The sequence below is a fragment of the Reinekea sp. genome, from assembly GCF_046710285.1.
In the GTDB taxonomy this organism is placed as follows: Bacteria; Pseudomonadota; Gammaproteobacteria; order Pseudomonadales; family Natronospirillaceae; genus Reinekea.
On the sequence record NZ_JBKEGY010000015.1, the window covers coordinates 80736 to 102341 of the forward strand.

A 21606-nucleotide genomic window follows, 5' to 3' on the forward strand; every position below is an offset into this window, starting at 1 on the left:
GAGAAATTAATGCGTAAGCATGTTTTATTCACTGTCTTAAAAGCCTACCTTTTGGTGGGCTTTTTAACAGGGTGTAGTTTTACAGAAAAAGCCGAAGTTCAAAGCTTATACGGTTATTCAATGGGAACCAGTTATCATATTAAGCTGGTAACGCCCCTTTCTAAAGCACAGCGTTTACAGTTAGGTATAGAAGGCATACTTGCGGATGTTAATGCACGTATGTCGACTTATTTAACGAGCTCTGATTTATCTAAATTTAAAGGCTCAGCTACTAATGAGCCAGTAACCGTTAGCGAACGTACAATAAGCGTAGTGCAACGTGCATTGGAGATTTCGGCTATTACCCAAGGGTATTTTGATCCTACTATCGCCCCATTGGTTGATTTGTGGGGCTTTGGGCCTTCAGCAAAGGTAAGTGAACAACCCAGTTTGAGTCAAATTCAACAACTGCTGCCATTCATAGGCTATCGGCAAGTAATTGTAGATACGTCCAAAAAGACGATCAGCAAAAGTGCTCAAACCGAGTTAGATTTATCTGCTATTGCGAAAGGCTATGCGGTCGATTTGGTCGCTGAATACCTTATTAGTAAGGATATATCCAACTTTTTAGTCGAAATTGGCGGTGAAATGCGCAGTTCAGGCGTCAAACCGACTGGCGAACTATGGCGAATTGCAATTGAAGCCCCATATATTAATGAGCAGCGTGTCTATGAAATTCTTGAGTTAGATGGCATGGCCATCGCAACCAGTGGAGACTATCGTAATTATTTTGAATCAGAAGGTATACGCTATAGTCACACGATTAACCCTAAAACGGGGTTTCCGGTAAAGCATAGTTTAGCGTCAGCATCTGTTATCATGGATAATTGCATGGACGCAGACGCATTTGCAACGGCGTTTATGGCTATGGGAGTAGAAAAGGCGTTAACATTGGCTAATGAACAAAATATTGCCGCTTATTTTATCTATCGTGACGGCGAGCAATTTAATGCAGACGCTTCAGAAGAATTTAAATCTCAGTTTGGCGAGCAATTAACCTCGTTAAACCTCGACCTTGGAGAAGGTTAACATGTTAAATATGTTTGTAGTTGTATTTGCCTTCATGGCGCTATTTATATTGGTGATGGCTGTCGGAGTAATTTTTGGTCGTAAACCTATAGCGGGCTCCTGTGGTGGTATGGCCGCCATCGGTATGGAGTCTGAATGTGATGTTTGCGGTGGCGATAAAACCAAGTGCGATAAAGATGATGCATTTGAAGGCGAAGCCGTTGTTAAAAGCGCCTTTTATGATGCCAGCCAACCTAAATAAACCTATTTTTAGAAAAAGTTAGGCTTTTGTTTTTGCGCATACCTGTGAACTCGAATAGAGGGCAGGTATGCCTCGTCTTCTATTCTATTGTCAGAGCGCACTAATCGCTGTCTTTCTGTCGGTGGCGTTTCTGGTGGAATATTAAAGTCAGGTAAGTCAATTTGCCCTTCATTAGGAAACAGTAAGGGTAGAGATACGTTTAATGAACGTCTTTGTTTATTGGCAAAAACAATATTGGCTCGTAACACGGGTGCTTGTTTTTGAACGCGAGCTAACGGCTCATTTGAAGGTAGCCCAGCTAAGCGTTCCAATTGAATCTGTACATGAGTCGATTCGGTATTAAGCTTGCACAGCAAGTCATAAGCTTCAGACGTTGTGATTTTTTGAATGGACCGACCACTGGTGTACCAGCTAAACCCCACCTTGTCTGGGCGACTCACCACAAGCGGTAAGTGCCTAAAAACTTGCTTTAGGTGAATTCTTGATAAACCTTCAGTGGCAAGTTGGTCGTTTAAAGTTTTATAGCGTCTTGCTAGTTTGCCTTGAATTTCGCGCCAAAACACAGAGTCATCTGCTTTAATTTTTTGAACGGTTTTACGGAAGCGGTCTTTGGCTAAGTTGATTTCATTGGCATAGGTAATCTGGTGCGGGGTTATTCCTACTAAACCAGGATACATGCGAGTTTCACGCCCGTCTTGGTCATCTTGGTACCAAAGATCAAATAGTATATCTTCTATACTGGCATTGGCGCCTAAGTTGTTCCAATTTGCTAACCAAATGGTACTGCGTTCATTAGTTAGCATATTAGAAAAATCGCGCATTGAATCTCGTAAAATTTCAAACTGCTTAAATAACTGGCCTTCCATTTTTATACCGTTATCTACTTGGGTTGCAAAATTTACGCGAGATCTAAACACTTTACAAGCTAGACGGTAAACAAAGGGTGAAAAATCACCCCAAAAATTTAGTTTTAACCAGCTCTTCTAAGGTTACAGTGTCTATAATGAAGTTACGTATACCTTCAGCAAGTTTCTCTGTCGCCATAGCATCTTGATTCATTTGGAAACGGAAATCAGCTTCGCTTATTTTTTCTGGAGCAGGGCTGATCTTAGTCGCAGGTCTCAATTTTAGCTCTAGCGAGTCGGTATCTTGGCTCAATTGCTCGAGTAGTGCAGGGGCAATCGTTAAACGATCACAGCCATTTAATTGTTCAATTTCACCGATATTGCGGAAGCTCGCACCCATCACAATTGTTTTATAATCATGTGTTTTGTAGAAGTTATAAATTTCCTGAACACTTAAAACACCAGGGTCGGTCTCTGAGGTGTAGTCTAAACCGGTGCTGCTTTTATACCAATCAAGAATGCGGCCAACAAACGGTGAAATAAGCGTTACGTCTGCATCCGCACAAGCTTTAGCTTGGGCCATACCAAATAAGAGCGTTAGGTTGCAGTGAATACCTTCTTTTTCAAGCTCACTAGCTGCTTGAATGCCTTCCCAAGTACTCGCCATTTTAATTAAAATTCGATCGCGTGAATAACCCGCCGCTTCATAGTGAGCGATAAGTTTATGTGCTTTTTCGATTGTAGCTGCTTTATCAAAAGACAGACGGGCGTCAACTTCAGTAGAAACATAACCGGGAACTAATTGCAGAATTTCCAAACCGACTGTTGTAGCAATGTGGTCCATTAAATCTTCAAAAGGCAGCTGTTGTTGGGCAAGCTTTTCTATATGTTGATCAAACTGTCCACTCTGAACGGCTTTTAAAATTAATGATGGGTTCGTCGTTGCATCTTGAGGCGCATACTTACTAATTGCCTCGATGTCGCCTGTATCCGCAACAATGATGGTGTTTTGTTCTAACTGCTTTAATTTATTCATCATATCTCATTATTTAGTAGACTGGTCGGTCAAGTTTATGTGTTTTAGAAGAAAAGGGGAAGCATTGATTCCAAGTCTAGTTGCTAAAATGAATCTGCTTTAATCAGGTTAATTGCATGTTCAAAAATGTCACTTCCTGCCTGATCCTTATGCATATTTTCGCTCATATAGCGTCTGTATTGCCGAGAGCCAGGCTTACCTGAATATAATCCAAGCATATGCCTAGCCACATATTTAAGGGGTTTTCCGGAGGCAACTTGTTGGTTAACCCAGTCAATTAAAAATGGGTTTAGCATTTCTGGTTGTGAGAATGAATCTGTTGTCCCGTAAAAGATAGAATCGACATTTACCAGCGACAGAGGGCTTTGATAGGCTTCACGGCCAATCATAACGCCGTCTAAGCCTTGTTCGAGCAATGCAAGGCTATCTTGATGGCTTTTGATGCCGCCATTAATGACAATGTTTAAGTGCGGGAAGTCTTTTTTGAGTTGAATAACTCGCTCGTATTCTAGAGGAGGTATCTCCCGGTTTTCCTTCGGGCTCAGGCCTTGCAAAATGGCTTTTCGAGCATGCACGATAAAGGTTTTACAGTTAGATTCAGCCTGTACCGTACCTACGAAATCTCGCATAAACTCATAGCTGTCTTGGTCGTCTATGCCAATTCTATGCTTTAGAGTGACTTCAATATCAACGGCGTCTTGCATTGCTTTCATTGCATCGCTTACAACTTGACTGTGAGCCATTAAAATAGCGCCAATCATTCCATTTTGAACACGATCACTCGGGCAACCAGCGTTTAAGTTAACTTCATCATAACCCCACTGTTGGGCAAGTTTTGCACAGGTTGCAAGGTCTTTGGGATCATGGCCACCCAGTTGCAATGCAACAGGGTGTTCGCTTCGATCAAAATCTAAAAAGCGCTCCTTTTCACCATGAATTATGGCACCTGAGGTAACCATTTCTGTATAAAGTAGGGTTTGTTTTGATAAAATGCGATGGAACTGTCGACACTCGGAGGTAGTCCAGTCCATCATAGGTGCGACCGAATATCTGTGTTTATAGTGACTTGCAGGCATTAAAATATTTCTCAGAAATGGCGGTGAAGGCCATAATGTTTTATGTGAGGCCAATTATAGGAAATACAGTGTCAATATCCTAGTCAAAAGGCGAAAGCATAAAAATATAGGCCATAAAACAACTAATATGGCTCAATTTTGAGACTTTGCTTTCACTTTTGAAGCTAAACCAGTGTCACCGCTGGTAAATTGACTCTTTAAAGGGTAATTTAAAGGGCTATATGGTTTTTATATTTTACGTTAGGCCGCTGTTCGAATTTTTGAGCAGGGTTAAGGAATGTTCATGAGTGCGATTTATTCTGCAGATGCAATTAAAGGTGAGCTTGAGGCGACAATTCAACAAACGCAGTCCTCACTAGAAGGCTACAGTGAAAATTCCTCAGATTTGTCTCTTTTGGCGCAAGTGCAAGATTACATTCGTCAGTTGCGTGGCATCTTTCAAATGTTAGAGGAGCCTGCTGCTGTTTTTTTATGTGATGAAATGAACGCTGGGCTAATGGCGTTAACTCCAGATACTGACCCAAAGGCAATGCCGAATCGCGGTATTCTAGAAAGTATTAGTCAAGGCTTAGGGATACTAAGCCGATATTTAGAGCTTATTAGTTTAAAGAATAAAGCAGTGCCAGCGGTGTTATTGCCTGCGATTAACCATATCCGAGTTGCGCGCAACGCTACGATGCTTGGCGAAGGATATTTTTTTGCTTTTAGTTTTAAGCCTGGCAAGCCTTCATCCGGGAAAAGGGTTCGAATTACTCGCGATACCATCGTAAAGCTAAAAAAATACCGACACATGTATCAAGCCTCGTTGCTGCATATGATCCGTGGCGATAGAACGATTGGCGCAATGCGATATATGGGCTTAGCCCTAAGTCGAGTTGATCAGTTGTTAGGTACAATACCTTGTGCGCCACTTTGGTGGGTTGCATCTGGTGCGTTAGAGGCCATGGTGCAAAATAATGCCACGATGACGCCTATGCGTAAGCGGTTGTTTTCAATGCTTGATCGGGAGCTAAAAAAGCTCATTCAGCAAGCGCCGGACTCTTTAAAAACGCCTTCTAGTATTCCGTTAACCAAAGAATTTCTTTACCTCATCGCAATTAATAAAAGTGATAGCCTAAAAGCACGGCAAATTGCCAAGTTTTATGAGCTGCCACATGTTGAATATACGGAAGCCTTGTTAGAAGAGCAGCGCCAACTGTTGTTTAGTCCTGGTTTGGGCGTTATGGAAAGTGTTGCAGAGGCGCTAAAAGAAGATATCAATGCAATAAAAGATTCTGTCGATCAAGTTGCTCGTGGCGGTATTTTTTCTGCCAAAGAGCTAACCGAGCGTTTGGTAAAAGTTGCTGATGTATACGTTATGTTAGGTCTACAGAGCCCATCAAATGTATTGAAGAATCAAGCAAAAATTGTTGGTGGTTGGGCAGATAACGCAGCACCCACCCATGAAGATCTGCTTAATATTGCCGATGTTGTTCTTTATGCAGAAAGCGCCTTATCGCGATTATTGCAAGGCCAGTCGCAGCTAGATCAAGAAGGTGATAACAAGGCCTTTAAAGCACAAGTACATGATGCGCGAGTTGTCTTGATAGATGAGTCTGAAAATGGCTTGGCTTTAGCAAAAAGGTCTATTTCTTCCTTTATGGATTCAAGCGGCGATAAACTGCACTTAGCGAACGTCATTCCGACGCTTCAAGGTGTGCGTGGCGCGTTAGTGTTTTTGAATAGCCCTAAAGCAGCAGAGCTTATTGGACGATCCATTGCATTCGTAGAGCGTGACTTACTTGAAAGTGGAACTCTCATAGAAGGAGGGCAGTTAGAATTGTTTGCTGATGCGTTGTCGAGCTTAGAGTTTTATTTAGAAGGGTTGTTGAGCGGTAATGATAATGTAGATATCTTGAATTTAGCTGTGCATTCGCTTAATTCTTTACACGTATAAAGTAAAAAAGGGCGATCAATCGCCCTTTTTTATGTTTGGCAAAGCTTAGATACCAAAAAGATCAGATAAGCGAGTCGCCAACATCATATCGCCTTCCGTGCGTAAGCGACCTGCCATAAATGCTTGCATACCGTTTAATTCACCACTGATGATTTCATCAAGGGTTGCTTGGTCCATGATCAAAGTAACTGTAGGTTCGTCGTGTTCACCCTCTGCTAGCTTACATTCTCCGTCTGCAACGCTAAGGTGGTGCGTTTCACCATCTACGTTAAATTGAAAGACGACATCAAGGCCAGCGGCTGCAGATGCATTAAATTTAGATTCTATTTTCCCAAACGCTTCAGCGATTGCACTCATAATAACGCTCCTAAAAATGTTTATTGTCAGTTGACAGCATTAGTGGCCAAGCTGCATTGTATGTGTTGATTGAATGAAAAATCAAACAAATGTTTTAAACAACAGTTTTATTTCAATGGAGAATGCTATTTTGTGGTCCGATTATTTCCTTTATCTATTAAAAACACTCACTTTTTTGGTGGCCTTTATAATTATTGTAGGCGTTTTGATTAGGGCGTCAAAGTCAGGAACAGAAGGTCCTGGTAAGGGCAAGCTGACGACAACTCACCTAAATAAGCAGTGGGATGGTTTAAAATCTCACATGCAACAAGCGCTGCTGTCCAAAAAAGACTTAAAAGTGTTAGAAAAAGCTGAGAAAGCCGATAAGAAACAACAAAGTAAACCACCACAATCTAAAGAGAAAGCATTTAGCATTGTCTTTAAGGGCGATATTCAAGCCTCTCAAGTTGAGTCATTGCGTCGTGAAGTTACCGCCATATTAGCGATTGCAGAAGCCGGGCAAGAGGTCGTTATTTCCTTAGAAAGCCCAGGAGGGGCTGTTTCTGGCTATGGTCTCGCTGCATCGCAGCTTATTCGGTTAAAAGATGCCGGGTTAAAGTTAACTGTCTGTATTGATAAGGTAGCCGCCAGTGGTGGTTATATGATGGCCTGTGTCGGAGATAGAATTTTAGCCGCACCATTTGCGATCGTTGGATCAATTGGCGTATTGAGCCAAGTTCCTAACCTTCACCGTTTCTTAAAGCGATTCGATGTTGATGTAGATGTGTTAACCGCCGGTAAACATAAAGCCCCATTAACGTTACTGGGTAAAAATACTGATGAAGGCCGCCAAAAGCACCTAGAAGACTTAAATGCAATACACCAACGCTTTAAGACATTAGTCTCCTCACAGCGTGACTCGTTAGATATAGATGCAGTATCAGAAGGTGATTTTTGGTTGGCAGAAGATGCTATTGAGCTAAATTTGGTTGATGAAATAAAAACCAGTGATGATTACTTACAGGCTTTAGCTGGGTCAAAAGAGGTATATCGAGTATCTTGGCAGCCACATAAGTCGTTTGAACAACGAATTAAGGGTGCCAGCAGCGCATTCTTTGAAAGTGCAGAAGCGCTGCTTAAAAAGCGTTGGTTACCCTAAATAGTATTACTGTATTTGGGTTACATCAACGTATAGCGTTAATCGATCACCGGGTTGGATATACTTCCCGGTGATTGTATTCCACTTTTCAATGTCTCTAATTAACACATTAAACTTATCTGCAATACGCGATAATGAGTCGCCACTTCGAACCACATAGCCCACTTTTCTAACGACTTCTCGGTCTTGGATCGATGAAATAGCGGTACTTGTACCAGGTTCAGTCCAAATAGCCAGCGTTTGCCCTGGGCGGAGGATATCTTTAGGTGCCATATTGTTCCAACGAGCAATACTTTGTACCGATACATCAAATTTCTGCGAAATGTCCCAAAACGTATCTCCACTTTGCACTAAGTAGTCAGTTCGTTGCTTACTGCTGCCAGATAACGCATTTTGCTTAACCTTTAAGCGGTTATCTGCGCTCAATGAATAGAAGTTATCATTTTTACTCGCAACAGGAATTAGGATGCTGTCGCCGGCTCTAATGAGGTTGCCGCGTATTTTATTAACATCTCGGATCACATCGACAGTGACATCGTATGTTTTAGCGATTAACAACAGAGAATCACCCGATTGTATTGTATGTCTTTGCCACGTTAGTCGTTTATCGACTGGTAAGCTTTTCATGTTTTCGTTAAATATTTCTTCATTATCGACAAAAACCAGTAAACGGTTTGGTCCATCAGGGTCAGTTGCCCATTTATTGAAGCCGGGGTTGAGCATATAAATTTCGCTCAGCTCCATATCCGCTAAAATAGCCGCTTGGGCGAGATCAATTTGGCCTCCCGGGTTTACCTGTGCAAAATAGGGCTCTTTAGCTAAATACGGTAATTCTATTCCGTATTTGTCAGGGCTGTGAAACAGCTTCGCGAGTGCGAACATTTTCGGAACATAGGCTTCGGTTTCTTTCGGTAAGTCTAAATGCCAAAAATCGGTCGGTAGGCCAGCTGCTTGGTTTTTACGTTGAGCTCTTCTTACTGTACCCGGGCCTGAATTGTAGGAGGCCAATGCCAATAGCCAATCGCCATCAAACATTTTATTTAGGTCATTGAGGTAATCTAAAGCCGCTCGGGTAGACTCAACAACGTCGCGTCTACCGTCATACCACCAGTTTTGTTTTAGATCGTACATTCTTCCAGTCGATGGAATAAATTGCCACATGCCTGCAGCGCTGCCGTGAGAGTACGCAAACGGGTCAAAAGCTGATTCAACGATAGGCAATAATGCTAAATCGAGAGGCATATCGCGTTTTTGGATTTCTTCAACAATATGGAACATGTAACGAGAAGCACGTTCGCTTACTCTATTTATATAACTTTGGTGGGATGCGTAATACTTCAGTTGAGAAGTAATCCGAGGGTCTTCGAGCGTTAGGTCAAACTGAAAGTTACGCCGTAAGACTTGAAAGAGGTCATCTTCGTACCTTGCGTAAGGGTCCGGACGGGTTAAATCTAGAGGTTTTTTCCAGGCTAAATCGTACAGGCTTAGGTTGCTGTGCATTTCAGCCGCCCAATGATGATTAATTTCATCGGACAGTAAGTCTCGGTCAGTCGCAGTGCTGTTAACGTTAACCGATTCATTAGAGGTTAATTCTGTCTTGTCCTCTTCCGATTCAGCTAAACCGGGTGCATTGGGTATCATTTGGCAGCTCGCGAGCACCAAACACGATGTAAACAGGGCGATATTTCGAGTAGAATTCATCAATGTACTTTTCAATTAATTGTGACTGTGAATTAGATGGGGGATAATTCTATTTTTGATTAGACTCTGGTGCAAGGTAAAGTGAGGTTTAGTTGGTTAAACGGTTAAAGCGAAGATTCAAACAAGTCTATCGAAAAGGCCCCAGTGATGCCGCAAAGCAAGAGCAGGCACTGTCTGACTGGTATAAGACCCGGCTAGGCGAGAGTTTAATTTGTGCAGAAAAAGATCTGGTCTCACGAGCTATTTCTGGTCGATTTGGCTCAGTTATGGTGCAACTTGATAGTGGTTACCATAACGCACTGTTTGAAAAACGCTTATTTGGCTCTGGGATCATTGTTTCTGAACTTGAAAATAGAGCCTTATGTCCGGTTGTTCAAGCAGAGCCAGAAAACCTACCTTTTGAGCCGGAAAGTGTCGATATGGTATTGATGCACCATACCTTAGATATTTGTGAGGACCCATATCAAGCAGTTAGAGAAGGTGCAATTGCATTGAAACCAGGTGGTTTGCTCATTGTTCTTGGTTTTAACCCATATAGTTCCTGGGGAGTTCGTGCTCTTATGCAGGGCCGGCAGGGCAAAGCTAGCATCTGGAACTCACGCTTTATTCGTAGTGGTCGAGTCGAAGATTGGATGCATCTACTAAATTTTGAATTGGAACGGCATGAGCGGCATGTATTTACGCCACCGTTTATGCGCCCAAAATGGTTGTCTCAAAACCGGTTTTTATCGAAACTACAGCAAAGTGTTTTGCCTTTTTCTGGATCGGTATATTTGTTAGTTGGATATAAACAAGTACTAGGTAAAATATCTCCGACCCATGTACATAAGAAAAAAAGTTTTCTCGATACCTCAATAGGTAATCAATCTACAGCAAGGACTAAATATTGAATAAGTCAGTCACGCTCTATACCGATGGTGGTTGCCGCGGTAACCCTGGCCCAGGAGGATGGGGCGCAGTCTTAATTTGGGGCGATAAAAAGAAAAAGTTATATGGCAGTGAGCTCGATACAACAAATAACCGTATGGAGTTATTAGCCGCTATTGAAGGTTTAAATGCATTAAAGCGTACTATGGATGTTCAGCTATACACCGATTCTCAATACGTGAAGCAAGGTATTACGACTTGGATTACCAATTGGAAAAAGAATGGTTGGAAAACGGCGAGTCGAAAGCCAGTAAAAAACCAAGATTTATGGATAACGCTCGATGCACTAATAGAAAAACATAACGTAAGTTGGCACTGGGTAAAAGGGCATGCCGGTGACCCCATGAATGAGTTGGCGGATCAACTTGCAAACCAAGCAATGGATGAATTGGAAAAATCATGAGACAGGTCGTACTCGATACAGAAACCACGGGTTTAAACCCTAGAAAAGGTGATCGAATTCTTGAAGTTGGTTGCGTAGAGCTAATAGATCGTAAACTAACAGGGCGCACTTTCCATTACATTATTGATCCAGAGCGAGATATCCCTGATGAAGTGGTTCAAATTCACAATATTGATAATGAACGCGTCAAAGGTTGTCCTAAATTTTACGATATAGCTGATGAACTTTGGCAATGGCTCGAAGGCGCAGAATTAGTGATTCACAATGCAGCGTTTGATATGGGCTTTTTAAACGCAGAATATGAAATACTAGCCAAAAGTCGAAAACAGAGCTTTAAACCATTGGAGTCGGTATGCTCAGTATTAGACACACTTAAAATTGCGCGAGAAAAGCATCCAGGTTCAAGAGCCTCTTTAGACGCCTTATGTAAGCGTTACGGAATTGATAACTCCCACCGTACCTTTCATGGAGCATTACTCGATTCTGAAATATTAGCTGATGTTTATTTAATGCTTACCGGCGGGCAAACAGATTTATTGCTCGGTGACGAAGAAGAGGAAAATAATGACGAAGATGAGTCAGCTATTCTCAATTTGGGCGAAGTTCAAGGTAGTTTGAGAGAAGTCAGCGCAACTGCCGATGAGTTAAAGGCACATGCTGAGTTTTTAGAGATGTTAGCAAAAAAGTCAGGGCAAGATATTAATTGGCCAAGTACGAGTCATTAAATTAGCTAAGGCATTTGGAATTAACGACCAAATGCCTTAGTGTTTTTAAGGACTTTAATGAATCGATCGGCGAATAACGCCAACGTATAGGCCTTCTATTTCGAATTCTTCTTCGCCCAACTTAACTATAATTGGAGAGAAATCTGGGTTTTCGGGATAGAGTGTTACAACACTGCCTTTCTTTTCATAACGCTTAACAGTGACATCTTCGCCAACACGCGCAACGACAATATCACCATTTTTGGCAATGTTCGTTTTGTGTACAGCAATGAGATCATCTTCTAAGATACCGATGTCTTTCATACTCAAACCTTGAACCTGCAATAAAAAATCGGCACTTGGGTAGAATAATGATTTAGGCAGATCCATATATTCAGCAATTTGCTCCGTTGCTAAAATAGGTGAGCCTGCGGCAACACGACCAATGATAGGTAATCCTGTTTCAGATTCAGGTAAGCGTATTCCTCGACTAGCACCTTGGACAATTTCTATATACCCTTTACGTGCAAGTGCTTTAATATGTTCCTCGGCAGCATTTGGTGACTTAAACCCAAGGGTTTTAGCTATTTCAGCGCGAGTGGGTGGATAACCCGTATCGACGATATGATCTTTAATGACCTCTAAAACTTGTTGTTGCCGTGCCGTCATTTTTTCCATGGATTTGTAGCCTGTTTTTATGTACAGTATCTGTGATTATATACAGCTTACCTATAGTGTAAAGGATTTATTTAATTGAAAAGCAGTAGTCGTTTTTTTCCGGTTGAAATTATCAGTGCAGAGGCACGAGATAATTACTTTGAAGACTCATATTCTTTAAAACCAAATAATAGTGCTGATGTGACCGTTGAAATTTCCTTAACGCACTTGCACCCGATAACTGAGTCGAAACAAAGTCAGGTATTGCTAGTGCATGATGTATTTCAAACCCATTGGCAGTTTGATGATTCGCCCTATGAGTCGCTTACCAACCAACTGCTCGCCGCTGGTTATTCAGTTTGGTTGATGGATTGGCGATCTCATGGCTCCTCAAAAAAAAATAAAGATGCATCCAGTAACTATATAATGCAAATGGCCGAATTTGATGTACCTTCAGTTGTTAAGTTTATTAACGAACAACGACCTCATCCAATCCATTTAATAGGAGTAGGTTATGGCGCGCAATTAGCGCTGCAGTCTATTCGTTTCTCGTTGCCTGTTTATCGATATTATTGCGTCGATGCAAAGTCAATACGTGCCAAAAAGCGATACTGGATACCAGGCGTTAAGTTCTTAAAACAGCTGAAATTAATTGGAAAAACTTGGATAAAGGGTCCAGGAACCGAATTAGAACATAGTGCGTTTTTTAAACACGAACTCAAACGGCACGGATTTTTTTCTTATTTTACTCAAAAAGAAGCGAAGCCTGCCTTAGAGGCTCTTAAACAATCGGCAAACCGTATTTACTGGTTACCTACATCTTCTTCTGGGGTTGCATTAGCTCGTCGACATCTAAAGCAACGGGCACGAATCAACCGGGTTAGTAAAACCCAGCTGGCTAATGAATTATTTAAGTTAGTTGAGCAAGAAAGGCTCGGCTAATCTCTTCTCAACTTATCAGAGACCGCAATTGGGTTTTGGAAGTTAAATACGATGATATAGCTTGAGAGGGCAAAGGTTGCAATAGCCGTCGACTGGACAAGCACTGCAGATCTTTCTGACATTAGCGCTGCGTCTTGTGCTAAAAAAGTTACCAATAAAGAAAACTCACTAATTTGCCCTAGTCGAAAGCCGATATCCCAGGCGAGTCTGTTCGACTCGCTTAATCGTCGTAATAAAAACCGGAATATAACGGGCTTACCAAGTAATACAGTAGCCGTTAGTATAAGTACTGGAATCCAAACTTCAGATAAAACGACAATATTTAGCTGCGCGCCTAAAGTGAAGAAGAATAAAATCAGAAAGAAGTCTCGTAATGGTTTTAAATTTAGCGCAATAAACTGTGAAATAGGGCTGCTCGCCAAGCTGATTCCCGCAATAAAAGCACCAATCTCATAAGACAAACCTAACAAGTGAGCTAACTCGCCGATGCCTAAGCACCAACCAATCGCTAAAAGAAACATATATTCATGAAAACGATCAAAGCGAGCCATGAGTCGTAGCACAACATATTTAACAGCAGCGAACGTAATACCAACCAATATAGGAAGCATGATCAATGGTGTTAGCATGGTGAGAAAATCGGTACTGCCTTTACCTAAGCTCTCGATGGCCAGTAAAACTAGGATCGCAATGAAATCTTGAATGAGTAGTATACCGACCATTAGCTCCCCTGAGTGTCGGTGATGCAAAACGGTTGTAGGTAGCAGTTTTATACCAATAATGGTGCTTGAGAACATCAAACACAAGCCTATGATAATAGCCTCTGAATTGTTAAACCCTAGTGCGGTAGTAACCGAATAACCAACGGCTACGAAGGCTAAGCTACTAACTATGCCAACAACGACACTTTTGCGTAAAGTAGAAATAAGGTTAGACAATTGCATGTCCAAACCGAGCAAAAAAAGCAGGAAAATAATGCCGATCTCAGCCATGTCGGTCAGTAATTGAGTATTCTCGACAACCGAAAAGCCAAACGGCCCGACTAAAACACCTAACGCGATATATGCGATCAATAGAGGTTGTTTTGTGTAGAGTGCGAAGGTGGCTAAAACAGCGGCACCGGTAAAAATTAAAAAGAAAGAAAAGACCATAGTTTAGGTACAGTAGTAATTTTGAAGGTAAGAGTAGGGCACTAGTAGATTAACTACCAGTGCCTTTTGCACTTTTGCGATATCGAATTAATTGCGTGAGCTTAACGCGCCACCAATTTTCTTGCTCATATCCGTCAAAAGCGTTTCGGTTGCAGTCCAATTAATACAGGCATCGGTAACAGAAACACCGTAAGTCATCTCTGCTAATGATTCTTTGATTTTTTGATTACCCGCTTCGATATTACTTTCAATCATGATGCCAATAATCGATTTATTGCCTTCTGCAATTTGATTGGCAACGTTCTCAGCTACTAAAGGCTGTAAATTATGATCTTTATTTGAGTTTGCGTGAGAGCAATCCACCATGATATTGGGTGTTAATTTGCCTTTTACAAGCTCTTCTTCACAAAGTGCGACCGAGACTGAATCGTAATTAGGCTTGCCGTTTCCACCACGCAATACAACATGACCATAAGCATTGCCTTTGGTTTTGATGATAGATACCTGGCCTTCATTGTTGATGCCCAAAAAGTTATGCCCAGAAGAAACGCTGTTTAGTGCATTTATCGCTACTTCTAGTCCACCGTCGGTGCCATTTTTAAAGCCGACTGCACAGGATAGGCCACTGGCCATTTCTCGGTGAGTCTGACTTTCTGTAGTGCGAGCACCAATAGCAGACCAACTGATCAAGTCTTGCATGTATTGAGGCGAAATTGGGTCGAGTGCTTCCGTGGCAGTCGGTAAGCCTATCTCAGCAATGTCTAAAAGTAGTTTACGACCAATGTGCAAACCTTCTTCAATTTTAAAGGTGTCGTTTAAATGAGGATCGTTAATTAGTCCTTTCCAACCAGTCGTAGTTCTTGGCTTTTCAAAGTAAACTCTCATAATGATAAGTAAGTGTTCTTGAACTTGATCACTAAGTTTCTTTAGACGCCGAGCGTAGTCGAGAGCGGCCTCAGGATCATGAATTGAGCACGGCCCGACCACAACCATTAAACGATGGTCCTTGCGATCTAAAATATTTCTAACGGCACTTCGACCTTCTGCTATGGTTTGATATGCAGCTTCCGAGATGGGTAAAGCATTCTTTAGGTCGCTAGGAGTAATTAGGATAGTTTGACTATCAATATTGAGGTTTTCGATCGGATTCATAAGGTGCGCGCTTTTATATGTTTGTTTAGTATGTAAGTCGCATAGTAAAGTAGTAAATATATAATTACAACCTGTACATAATAGTTTACGGTGAGTTGATGAGCAATAGAAAGAGCAAGTTTAAAACAATAGTAATCCCCGTTGCAGTTGTATCTCTATTTACGTTTGCAATGGTAATTGCCATAGATGAGATGATGGCAGCCCAAGGCGATTATCGGCCCACTATTTGGGATATCTTAAATGGCAGAGGAGAGTTGCCAGAAGGCCGAGCAGAGGTAAGCCAGCAAGTTGCTATTCAAGTGTGTAAGCAAGAAGCACTAAATACCTATGGTCGTAGTTTAATGCAAGCTGATTTTGACGATCGATCGACTCGGTACAATGCGGAGCTCAAGGTGCACACTGTCTTTATTGATCTACGAGTGAAAGGCCAAGAGAAGAATGATATTTATATTCGTTGTGATGTATCTGCAGTGAATCGACAATTGCTAGAGGTGCGCATTAAAGGTGGAGCGGGCTTTAGTTTCTTTTAGTTAGGGGCTAAAAAACAGCATATTTCAATCCTAGCCCCAAGAGAAACCAAGCCAATATAGGTTGTAAAACCGTCGTTGGTATTCTTTTGGTGAGTTTAGAACCAAAATGGATGGCTGGAATTGAGCCGATGAGTAATGAGCCTAACAATGTAAAATCAACATTGCCTAAGTGCAGGTGAACAAAACCTGCAACGAGAGTTAGGGGTACGGCATGTGCGATATCGGTGCCGACAATGTGGCTAGGTAGTATTTTTGGATACAATAAAAGCAATACTGCTGTGCCGATAGCGCCCGCCCCAACAGAACTCAGAGTCACCAGTACTCCTAAAATAGAGCCTACAAGCCATAATTTGAAGGTGGGGTGATGTTCTGTGTCGGTTATGGGGTTGGTGAAAAATACTAACGCCAGTTTCTTTTTGAATAATATGACCGTAGCTGTGAGGATCAGCATAAACCCTAAAGCTGTTGTTAATATATGGCTATATGCTTCAGAGCTACCAAACCAAAACGTGAGAGCAACGCCCGTTAAAATGGCAGCAGGTAAGCTTCCAGCCGCCATACTTATTGCTATCCGCCAACGGACGTTATCCATTTTGTGATGGCTGTATAACCCTGTCGACTTTGTGAGAGCGGCATACCAAAGGTCGGTGCCTATCGCGATATGGGGTGGGAATCCGAAAAGCAAAAGTATAGGAGTCATTAATGCACCACCACCCACTCCCGTCATCCCGACAATTAGGCCAACGGCTGCGCCGGCCATTACAAATAAAATTATTTCCATAAATATCCAAAAAGGCATAAATTAACGAATAAGTTAATCTAACTGTTATTATGTATTTCTAAAAAGAATACTTATTGATATTTATATAACTAAAATGTAACTTAGGATGGCTACTAACAAATCTACTCGTAATTTGAGCAAAGGATCGTATCAATGAAACTACAGCAACTCCGCTATATATGGGAAGTTTCCCGTCATGACCTTAATGTAAGTGCGACGGCGCAAGTGCTTTACACGTCGCAACCCGGCATCAGTAAACAAATAAGGTTATTAGAGGATGAGTTGGGCATCGAAATATTTGCTCGTTCAGGTAAGCACCTCACACGGGTAACGCCTGCTGGTGAAGCTGTCTTAAAGGTAGCGGGCGAGATTCTTGGTAAAGTAGATTCAATTAAACAAATTGCCCAAGAGTACAGTGACAATAAAAAGGGTAGTTTAAGTATCGCAACAACCCACACACAGGCTCGTTATGCGCTCCCTGAAGTTATAGAGCATTTCATTGAAGACTTTCCAGATGTTGCCTTACACATGCATCAGGGCAACCCATTACAAATAGCTGAACTTGCCGCAGACGGAACAGTAGATATGGCTATTGCCACTGAAGGCATGGACCACTTCTCAGATCTAGTGATGATGCCTTGTTATCGCTGGAATCGTTCGCTTGTGGTTCCGCGTGATCACCCGCTCGCAAAAAAGAATAACATTTCACTCGAAGATGTAGCTTCATACCCGTTAGTAACCTATGTCTTTGGCTTTACAGGGCGTTCTAAACTTGACGATGCCTTTTTGGAACGTGACCTAAAGCCTAAGGTTGTATTTACCGCAACGGATGCTGACGTCATTAAAACTTATGTTCGTCTAGGCTTGGGTGTCGGGATACTAGCACACATGGCCGTAGACCCTGAGACAGATAGAGATTTGGTCAGTATTGACGCTAGCCATTTATTTGAAGCCAGTGTAACCCGTTTAGGAATTCGTAAAGGAACCTTCATTAGAGGGTATATGTACCGGTTTATTGAGCGGTTCGCGCCACATTTAGACAAAGCCACCGTTGAGGCGGCAATGAAATCTGCTAATCGCCAAGAGTTAGATGAAATGTTTAAAAATACGCCACTACCCACTTATTGATTAAGCTTGGCTGACGTTTCCAGCGTGTAAGCCGCACTCTTTTTGTGTGGCTTCTTCCCACCACCAGCGTCCTTCACGTTCGTGTTGGTTTGGTAATACCGCCTTTGTACAAGGTTCACAGCCAATACTTTTAAAGCCTTTGCTATGAAGGCTATTGTACGGTATTTCCATGGCACGAATATAGTTCCAGACTTCTTCAGAACTCCAATTAGCAAGTGGGTTATATTTAACTAGCTGCTCAGTGTTGCCGGTAAAAGAACTATCGAGCTCAACGGTTGGAATAGTTTGCCTTGTACCAGGGCTTTGATCTTTGCGTTGCCCTGTGACCCATGCATCGAGTGAGGAAAGTGCGCGTTTTAGGGGATCAATTTTACGCACACCACAACATTCTTTATGTCCATCTTTATAGAAACTAAACAACCCTTTTGATTTAGTGAAGGTTTGCAAAGCAGCAGCTTCTGGAGAGTAAATCTCAATGTTAATACCATAAAAATTACGAACTTCTTCGATAAACTGGTAAGTTTCAGCATGTAAACGGCCCGTATCAAGAGTGAAAATTTGTACATCCTTTTTTATTTTCACCGCCATATCAACTAAAACAACATCTTCGGCTCCACTAAAACTAATGCCAATGGCAGAATGTTCGGTTAACGCGTGTTTTAGAATGTCTCGAGGGGTCTTAGCGCTAAGCTCTAGGTTTAGCTCAAGTAGCTTGGTCATTTTACAGCCGAATTAAGTAAATAAGTTGCCGCGACTTTATCACGGATGCTCAAACTCTAAAAAGAACCGTATAGGATAAGATTATTACTTAAGGTTTCTTGCATCCTATCGATCGATTGTCTAGCTAGCCTAGTTAGCAACAATACTTTGCGAATTCTGGCCTTGTTCCTAAATAGGAACAACGGTATTTTAGACGACTTATTAAAATAACTGGAGATGCTCAGTGGAACTGGCTTGTTTAGATTTAGAAGGGGTCTTAATCCCTGAGATATGGATCGCATTTGCGGAAAAAACGGGTATTGAGGCGCTAAAAGCAACGACGCGAGATATCCCAGATTATGATGTTCTCATGAAGCAACGTTTAGCCATTCTAAAGGAACACAACCTTGGCCTGAATGAAATACAGGCTGTGATTAATGAGCTTAGCCCTTTAGATGGTGCCGTTGAGTTTGTCGATTGGCTGAGAGAGCGTTTTCAGGTGGTTATATTATCTGATACGTTTTATGAGTTTGCGGCACCTTTAATGGCTCAGTTGGGTTACCCAACTTTGCTATGTCACAAGTTAGAAGTTGCCGAAAACGGTGAAATTACGGACTACAAAATTCGTCAAAAAGACCCTAAGCGTTCTTCAATAAAAGCATTTCATTCGTTAAATTATCGCTGCATTGCTGCAGGCGATTCATACAATGACACGACCATGCTGTCAGAAGCTGAAGCAGGAATCTTGTTTAATGCGCCAGACAACGTCATTAGTGAGTTTCCTCAGTTTCCGGCGGTCGTTGGGTATGAAAATTTAAAAGCAGAATTCTTAAAAGCCAGTAATCGCAAGCTACCCGCTTAGTTAATTTGGTTGTCTGAAAGGGCGTCTAAAAGACGCCTTATTTTTAAATCACTTTCTTTGTATTCACTCTCTAGTTGGCTGTCATACACAATTCCACCACCTCCAGAGCAAACTAAAGTCTCGTCGTTTTGTGACATTGTGCGTATCAGGATACTGCTATCTAAATAACCTTCGAATGACATGAAAAAAGCACTGCCACAGTATTGTCCTCTTGGCACTGGCTCTACTTCATTGATGACTTCCATAGCCCGTTTTTTGGGTGCTCCAGTAATTGAACCACCGGGAAATGCATCTTTTAAGACATCGATAGGGTGAACGCTTGGTTTTTTTGTGGCATGAATACTACTGACGAGGTGATGCACGTTTTTAAAAGTTTGTAATTCGAATAACTTCTCCACTTTAACAGTGCCTGGAACTGCATTTTTAGCCATATCGTTCCGCAATAAATCAACGATCATTAAGTTCTCAGCCTGGTCTTTTTTACTCGACGATAACTCATTTTTTAGTAGAGTATCTTCTTCGGCAGATTGGCCTCTAGGCCGAGTACCTTTAATGGGTTGCGTCAGAATAAGATGGTCGTTAACTTGGATAAAACGCTCAGGTGAAACACTCATAACCTTAGTCTCTGGTGTAGAGTGATAAAAAGAAAATGGCGCTGACATTGAATTAATCAATAATTGATAGTTGACCCAAGGGCTGTTTTTGGTGATGCAGGACCACTGTCGAGTCAAATTTGCTTGATATATATCGCCGTCATAAATGTATTTCTTAATGGCGTTGAAGGCTTCTCTATAGTGAACTATAGACATGCTGCAATTCCAGTTTAGGTTTTCTCGCTTGGGTCTAGCACGTTGAATAGATTCATTTGGAAGGGCGTGAACCCATTCTACAACTTGCTGGCGAATAACTTCAGGACACTCAGGGCGAATATACACGCTGATTGTTTTAGCATTGTGATCAATACAGCAAGCCCAGTGATAAAGGCCAACGGTCGCAATAGGTTGGTTCATAGCGGATATTGGGCTGTTTAGGTTTAAGAGTTCTGAGCCAAGTTCATAGTTTAAATGGCCCGCCAAACCACCTGTGAAGTGAGGTAGATCGGCGAATTCTAAACAAGGCGCTTTTTGCTTTAAAAGCTCAAAAAAATCACTATCGACCGTAATAACCTCATTGGAACCACTAGAGATGCGGCACTTTTGATTACCCAGATATTGATAGGTTTCAGTTGGCCATGCAGAGAACCACTCCAAGCCACTGGGTGTTTCGGGACCATTGTGAAACCAAATAAAGCCATCATGTTCAGATAATACATCTGTTAATGTTATAATTTCACTCAAATAGGCTATTGTTAATACTTGCAATGCATTGTCCAATAAAATGATATTTGTTTAGGGCCCTGAGGCATTGGTTCATCTGTTTGATGAAGCGCGATAGTTTACACCAGTCGCAAGCTAAAATAATCATGAATGGGAGTGTTTAATGAGCATCTTATTAGTTGTAGACGCAGCATGTGACTTGCCGTCATCATTTTTAGTAGAACGCGGAATACTTTTATTTCCAATTGTTGTTAATGTTAATGGGCAATTGTATGAAGATAATAAAGACACGGAAGAATTAAAAGCCTTTTACACAGAAGATCGGCTAACACTAGAGCATAAAGCAGAAACCATTCCATTTAGCCCTGAAAAAATACATCAAGTATTTAAAGATGACATTATGGAGTTTTATGACTTTGCGCTTATTCAGACGGCCAGCAAAAAACGAAGTCCAATCTTTGAGAACTATGAAGCCGCGCAACCGAGAATTCTGAAGTCATACCGAGAAGCAAAAGAAAGTGGGCGTACCGACAAGCATTTTGCCATGAGAATCATGAACTCAACTAATATGTTTACAGGCCAGGGCTTGTTAGCCGCCTTTACCTCAGACTTAATTGTTTCTGGAAAGTCGAACCAAGACGTCGTTAGATTAGCAGAGGCATTTAAAGATAAAATATATGCCTATATGATTCCCCCAAAGGTGGGTTACATACGAGGCCGAGCAAAGTCACGTGGTGAAAACTCAATCGGTGCAATTAGTGCACTTGTCGCTAAATCTCTCGATATCAAACCCATTATTCAGTTCAAATCAGACGAAACAGAGTCTATTTCAAACTCTAAAGGCTTTGAAAGCGTGGTTAATAAGCTATTTGATTACGCTACAAAACGCATTCGAGCCGGGCTGCTAAGTCGATACGTTATTGTGAGTATTGCAGGTGATGAAAAAGAGCTATTGA

Annotated in this window: 23 protein-coding genes; 12 read left to right on the top strand and 11 right to left on the bottom strand. The window is 41.7% G+C overall.

Translation table 11 applies throughout. From position 1 onward, the window contains the following. Window positions 1–9: 9 nt before the first annotated feature. Both ACI882_RS11755 and nqrM read left to right on the top strand, forming a co-directional pair. Complete coding sequence (locus ACI882_RS11755; protein WP_411744843.1) at window positions 10–1068, top strand: FAD:protein FMN transferase; 1059 nt, start codon at window positions 10–12, stop codon at window positions 1066–1068. A gap of 1 nt (window position 1069) precedes the next feature. Further along, complete coding sequence (gene nqrM, locus ACI882_RS11760; protein ID WP_411744844.1) at window positions 1070–1309, top strand: (Na+)-NQR maturation NqrM; 240 nt, start codon at window positions 1070–1072, stop codon at window positions 1307–1309. 8 nt (window positions 1310–1317) lie between these two features. Here the strand turns inward: nqrM and ACI882_RS11765 are convergent, their stop codons facing one another. From ACI882_RS11765 to dusA, 3 genes are all read right to left on the bottom strand, one after another. Further along, a complete protein-coding gene (locus tag ACI882_RS11765) occupies window positions 1318–2226 on the bottom strand; it encodes a DNA replication terminus site-binding protein (protein ID WP_411744845.1) in 909 nt (302 codons plus the stop codon). A 34-nt stretch (window positions 2227–2260) separates the two neighbouring features. Then, entirely contained in the window at window positions 2261–3193 is a 933-nt protein-coding gene (gene tal / locus ACI882_RS11770; RefSeq protein WP_411744846.1) for a transaldolase, read from the bottom strand. Window positions 3194–3273: 80 nt separating this feature from the next. After that, window positions 3274–4266 (bottom strand): tRNA dihydrouridine(20/20a) synthase DusA, encoded by a 993-nt coding sequence (gene dusA / locus ACI882_RS11775; protein ID WP_411744847.1) that lies wholly within the window; start codon window positions 4264–4266, stop codon window positions 3274–3276. A 283-nt stretch (window positions 4267–4549) separates the two neighbouring features. Between dusA and ACI882_RS11780 the strand changes: the two genes are divergently transcribed. Further along, on the top strand, window positions 4550–6202 hold the full coding sequence (locus ACI882_RS11780; protein ID WP_411744848.1) for a hypothetical protein: 1653 nt from the start codon (window positions 4550–4552) through the stop codon (window positions 6200–6202). A gap of 45 nt (window positions 6203–6247) precedes the next feature. On the opposite strand, the gene ACI882_RS11785 is transcribed toward ACI882_RS11780, so the two are convergent. After that, window positions 6248–6559, bottom strand: coding sequence for an SCP2 sterol-binding domain-containing protein (locus tag ACI882_RS11785; RefSeq protein ID WP_411744849.1), 312 nt, complete (start codon window positions 6557–6559; stop codon window positions 6248–6250). Window positions 6560–6632: 73 nt separating this feature from the next. On the opposite strand from ACI882_RS11785, the gene sohB reads away from it, so the two are divergent. Then, entirely contained in the window at window positions 6633–7697 is a 1065-nt protein-coding gene (sohB, locus tag ACI882_RS11790) for a protease SohB (protein WP_411744850.1), read from the top strand. Window positions 7698–7703: 6 nt separating this feature from the next. Here sohB and ACI882_RS11795 read toward each other — a convergent pair whose 3' ends face one another. Further along, window positions 7704–9398, bottom strand: a complete 1695-nt coding sequence (locus ACI882_RS11795; RefSeq protein ID WP_411744851.1) for a LysM peptidoglycan-binding domain-containing protein — start codon at window positions 9396–9398, stop codon at window positions 7704–7706. Window positions 9399–9490: 92 nt separating this feature from the next. On the opposite strand from ACI882_RS11795, the gene ACI882_RS11800 reads away from it, so the two are divergent. From ACI882_RS11800 to dnaQ, 3 genes are read left to right on the top strand one after another with little or no spacing between them, the layout of a single operon-like run. After that, entirely contained in the window at window positions 9491–10288 is a 798-nt protein-coding gene (locus tag ACI882_RS11800) for a class I SAM-dependent methyltransferase (RefSeq protein ID WP_411744852.1), read from the top strand. Next, window positions 10285–10728, top strand: coding sequence for a ribonuclease HI (gene rnhA / locus ACI882_RS11805; RefSeq protein ID WP_411746979.1), 444 nt, complete (start codon window positions 10285–10287; stop codon window positions 10726–10728). Before ACI882_RS11800 ends, rnhA begins: the two co-directional genes overlap by 4 nt. Further along, complete coding sequence (dnaQ, locus tag ACI882_RS11810; protein ID WP_411746176.1) at window positions 10725–11453, top strand: DNA polymerase III subunit epsilon; 729 nt, start codon at window positions 10725–10727, stop codon at window positions 11451–11453. Before rnhA ends, dnaQ begins: the two co-directional genes overlap by 4 nt. 54 nt (window positions 11454–11507) lie before the next feature. Here dnaQ and lexA read toward each other — a convergent pair whose 3' ends face one another. After that, entirely contained in the window at window positions 11508–12110 is a 603-nt protein-coding gene (gene lexA / locus ACI882_RS11815) for a transcriptional repressor LexA (protein WP_411746177.1), read from the bottom strand. A 75-nt stretch (window positions 12111–12185) separates the two neighbouring features. Between lexA and ACI882_RS11820 the strand changes: the two genes are divergently transcribed. Next, window positions 12186–13031: an alpha/beta hydrolase gene (locus ACI882_RS11820; protein ID WP_411746178.1), complete on the top strand. Its 846-nt coding sequence runs from the start codon at window positions 12186–12188 to the stop codon at window positions 13029–13031. On the opposite strand, the gene ACI882_RS11825 is transcribed toward ACI882_RS11820, so the two are convergent. After that, entirely contained in the window at window positions 13028–14182 is a 1155-nt protein-coding gene (locus tag ACI882_RS11825) for a cation:proton antiporter (RefSeq protein WP_411748500.1), read from the bottom strand. The two genes, ACI882_RS11820 and ACI882_RS11825, sit on opposite strands and share 4 nt — an antisense overlap. An 87-nt stretch (window positions 14183–14269) precedes the next feature. Then, entirely contained in the window at window positions 14270–15334 is a 1065-nt protein-coding gene (locus ACI882_RS11830) for a 3-deoxy-7-phosphoheptulonate synthase (protein WP_411745693.1), read from the bottom strand. A 98-nt stretch (window positions 15335–15432) separates the two neighbouring features. On the opposite strand from ACI882_RS11830, the gene ACI882_RS11835 reads away from it, so the two are divergent. Beyond that, entirely contained in the window at window positions 15433–15864 is a 432-nt protein-coding gene (locus tag ACI882_RS11835; RefSeq protein ID WP_411745694.1) for a hypothetical protein, read from the top strand. Between the two features lie 7 nt (window positions 15865–15871). On the opposite strand, the gene ACI882_RS11840 is transcribed toward ACI882_RS11835, so the two are convergent. Next, window positions 15872–16645 (bottom strand): sulfite exporter TauE/SafE family protein, encoded by a 774-nt coding sequence (locus ACI882_RS11840; protein ID WP_411745695.1) that lies wholly within the window; start codon window positions 16643–16645, stop codon window positions 15872–15874. A 153-nt stretch (window positions 16646–16798) separates the two neighbouring features. Here ACI882_RS11840 and cysB point away from each other — a divergent pair, with 153 nt between their 5' ends. Then, window positions 16799–17773, top strand: a complete 975-nt coding sequence (gene cysB / locus ACI882_RS11845; protein WP_411745696.1) for an HTH-type transcriptional regulator CysB — start codon at window positions 16799–16801, stop codon at window positions 17771–17773. Here cysB and ACI882_RS11850 read toward each other — a convergent pair whose 3' ends face one another. Continuing rightward, window positions 17774–18493 (bottom strand): phosphoadenylyl-sulfate reductase, encoded by a 720-nt coding sequence (locus ACI882_RS11850; protein WP_411745697.1) that lies wholly within the window; start codon window positions 18491–18493, stop codon window positions 17774–17776. A 223-nt stretch (window positions 18494–18716) separates the two neighbouring features. Between ACI882_RS11850 and thrH the strand changes: the two genes are divergently transcribed. Continuing rightward, window positions 18717–19334: a bifunctional phosphoserine phosphatase/homoserine phosphotransferase ThrH gene (gene thrH, locus ACI882_RS11855; protein ID WP_411745698.1), complete on the top strand. Its 618-nt coding sequence runs from the start codon at window positions 18717–18719 to the stop codon at window positions 19332–19334. Here thrH and ACI882_RS11860 read toward each other — a convergent pair. Continuing rightward, complete coding sequence (locus ACI882_RS11860) at window positions 19331–20695, bottom strand: anthranilate synthase component I family protein (RefSeq protein WP_411748501.1); 1365 nt, start codon at window positions 20693–20695, stop codon at window positions 19331–19333. The genes thrH and ACI882_RS11860 overlap by 4 nt on opposite strands. Window positions 20696–20813: 118 nt before the next feature. Here ACI882_RS11860 and ACI882_RS11865 point away from each other — a divergent pair. Then, window positions 20814–21606, top strand: a 793-nt coding sequence (locus ACI882_RS11865) for a DegV family protein (protein ID WP_411748502.1), incomplete at its 3' end; no start/stop codon positions are given.

Bases quoted from the DNA above. Each gene is read 5' to 3' on its own strand.
- ACI882_RS11840 (WP_411745695.1), bottom strand. From the start codon at position 16,645: ATGGAAATAATTTTATTTGTAATGGCCGGCGCAGCCGTTGGCCTAATT.
- ACI882_RS11785 (WP_411744849.1), bottom strand. From the start codon at position 6,559: ATGAGTGCAATCGCTGAAGCGTTTGGGAAAATAGAATCTAAATTTAAT.
- ACI882_RS11780 (WP_411744848.1), top strand. From the start codon at position 4,550: ATGAGTGCGATTTATTCTGCAGATGCAATTAAAGGTGAGCTTGAGGCG.
- lexA (WP_411746177.1), bottom strand. From the start codon at position 12,110: ATGGAAAAAATGACGGCACGGCAACAACAAGTTTTAGAGGTCATTAAA.
- ACI882_RS11755 (WP_411744843.1), top strand. From the start codon at position 10: ATGCGTAAGCATGTTTTATTCACTGTCTTAAAAGCCTACCTTTTGGTG.
- sohB (WP_411744850.1), top strand. From the start codon at position 6,633: ATGAAAAATCAAACAAATGTTTTAAACAACAGTTTTATTTCAATGGAG.
- dnaQ (WP_411746176.1), top strand. From the start codon at position 10,725: ATGAGACAGGTCGTACTCGATACAGAAACCACGGGTTTAAACCCTAGA.
- tal (WP_411744846.1), bottom strand. From the start codon at position 3,193: ATGATGAATAAATTAAAGCAGTTAGAACAAAACACCATCATTGTTGCG.
- ACI882_RS11835 (WP_411745694.1), top strand. From the start codon at position 15,433: ATGAGCAATAGAAAGAGCAAGTTTAAAACAATAGTAATCCCCGTTGCA.
- dusA (WP_411744847.1), bottom strand. From the start codon at position 4,266: ATGCCTGCAAGTCACTATAAACACAGATATTCGGTCGCACCTATGATG.
- ACI882_RS11825 (WP_411748500.1), bottom strand. From the start codon at position 14,182: ATGGTCTTTTCTTTCTTTTTAATTTTTACCGGTGCCGCTGTTTTAGCC.
- ACI882_RS11850 (WP_411745697.1), bottom strand. From the start codon at position 18,493: ATGACCAAGCTACTTGAGCTAAACCTAGAGCTTAGCGCTAAGACCCCT.
- ACI882_RS11830 (WP_411745693.1), bottom strand. From the start codon at position 15,334: ATGAATCCGATCGAAAACCTCAATATTGATAGTCAAACTATCCTAATT.
- nqrM (WP_411744844.1), top strand. From the start codon at position 1,070: ATGTTAAATATGTTTGTAGTTGTATTTGCCTTCATGGCGCTATTTATA.
- cysB (WP_411745696.1), top strand. From the start codon at position 16,799: ATGAAACTACAGCAACTCCGCTATATATGGGAAGTTTCCCGTCATGAC.
- ACI882_RS11795 (WP_411744851.1), bottom strand. From the start codon at position 9,398: ATGAATTCTACTCGAAATATCGCCCTGTTTACATCGTGTTTGGTGCTC.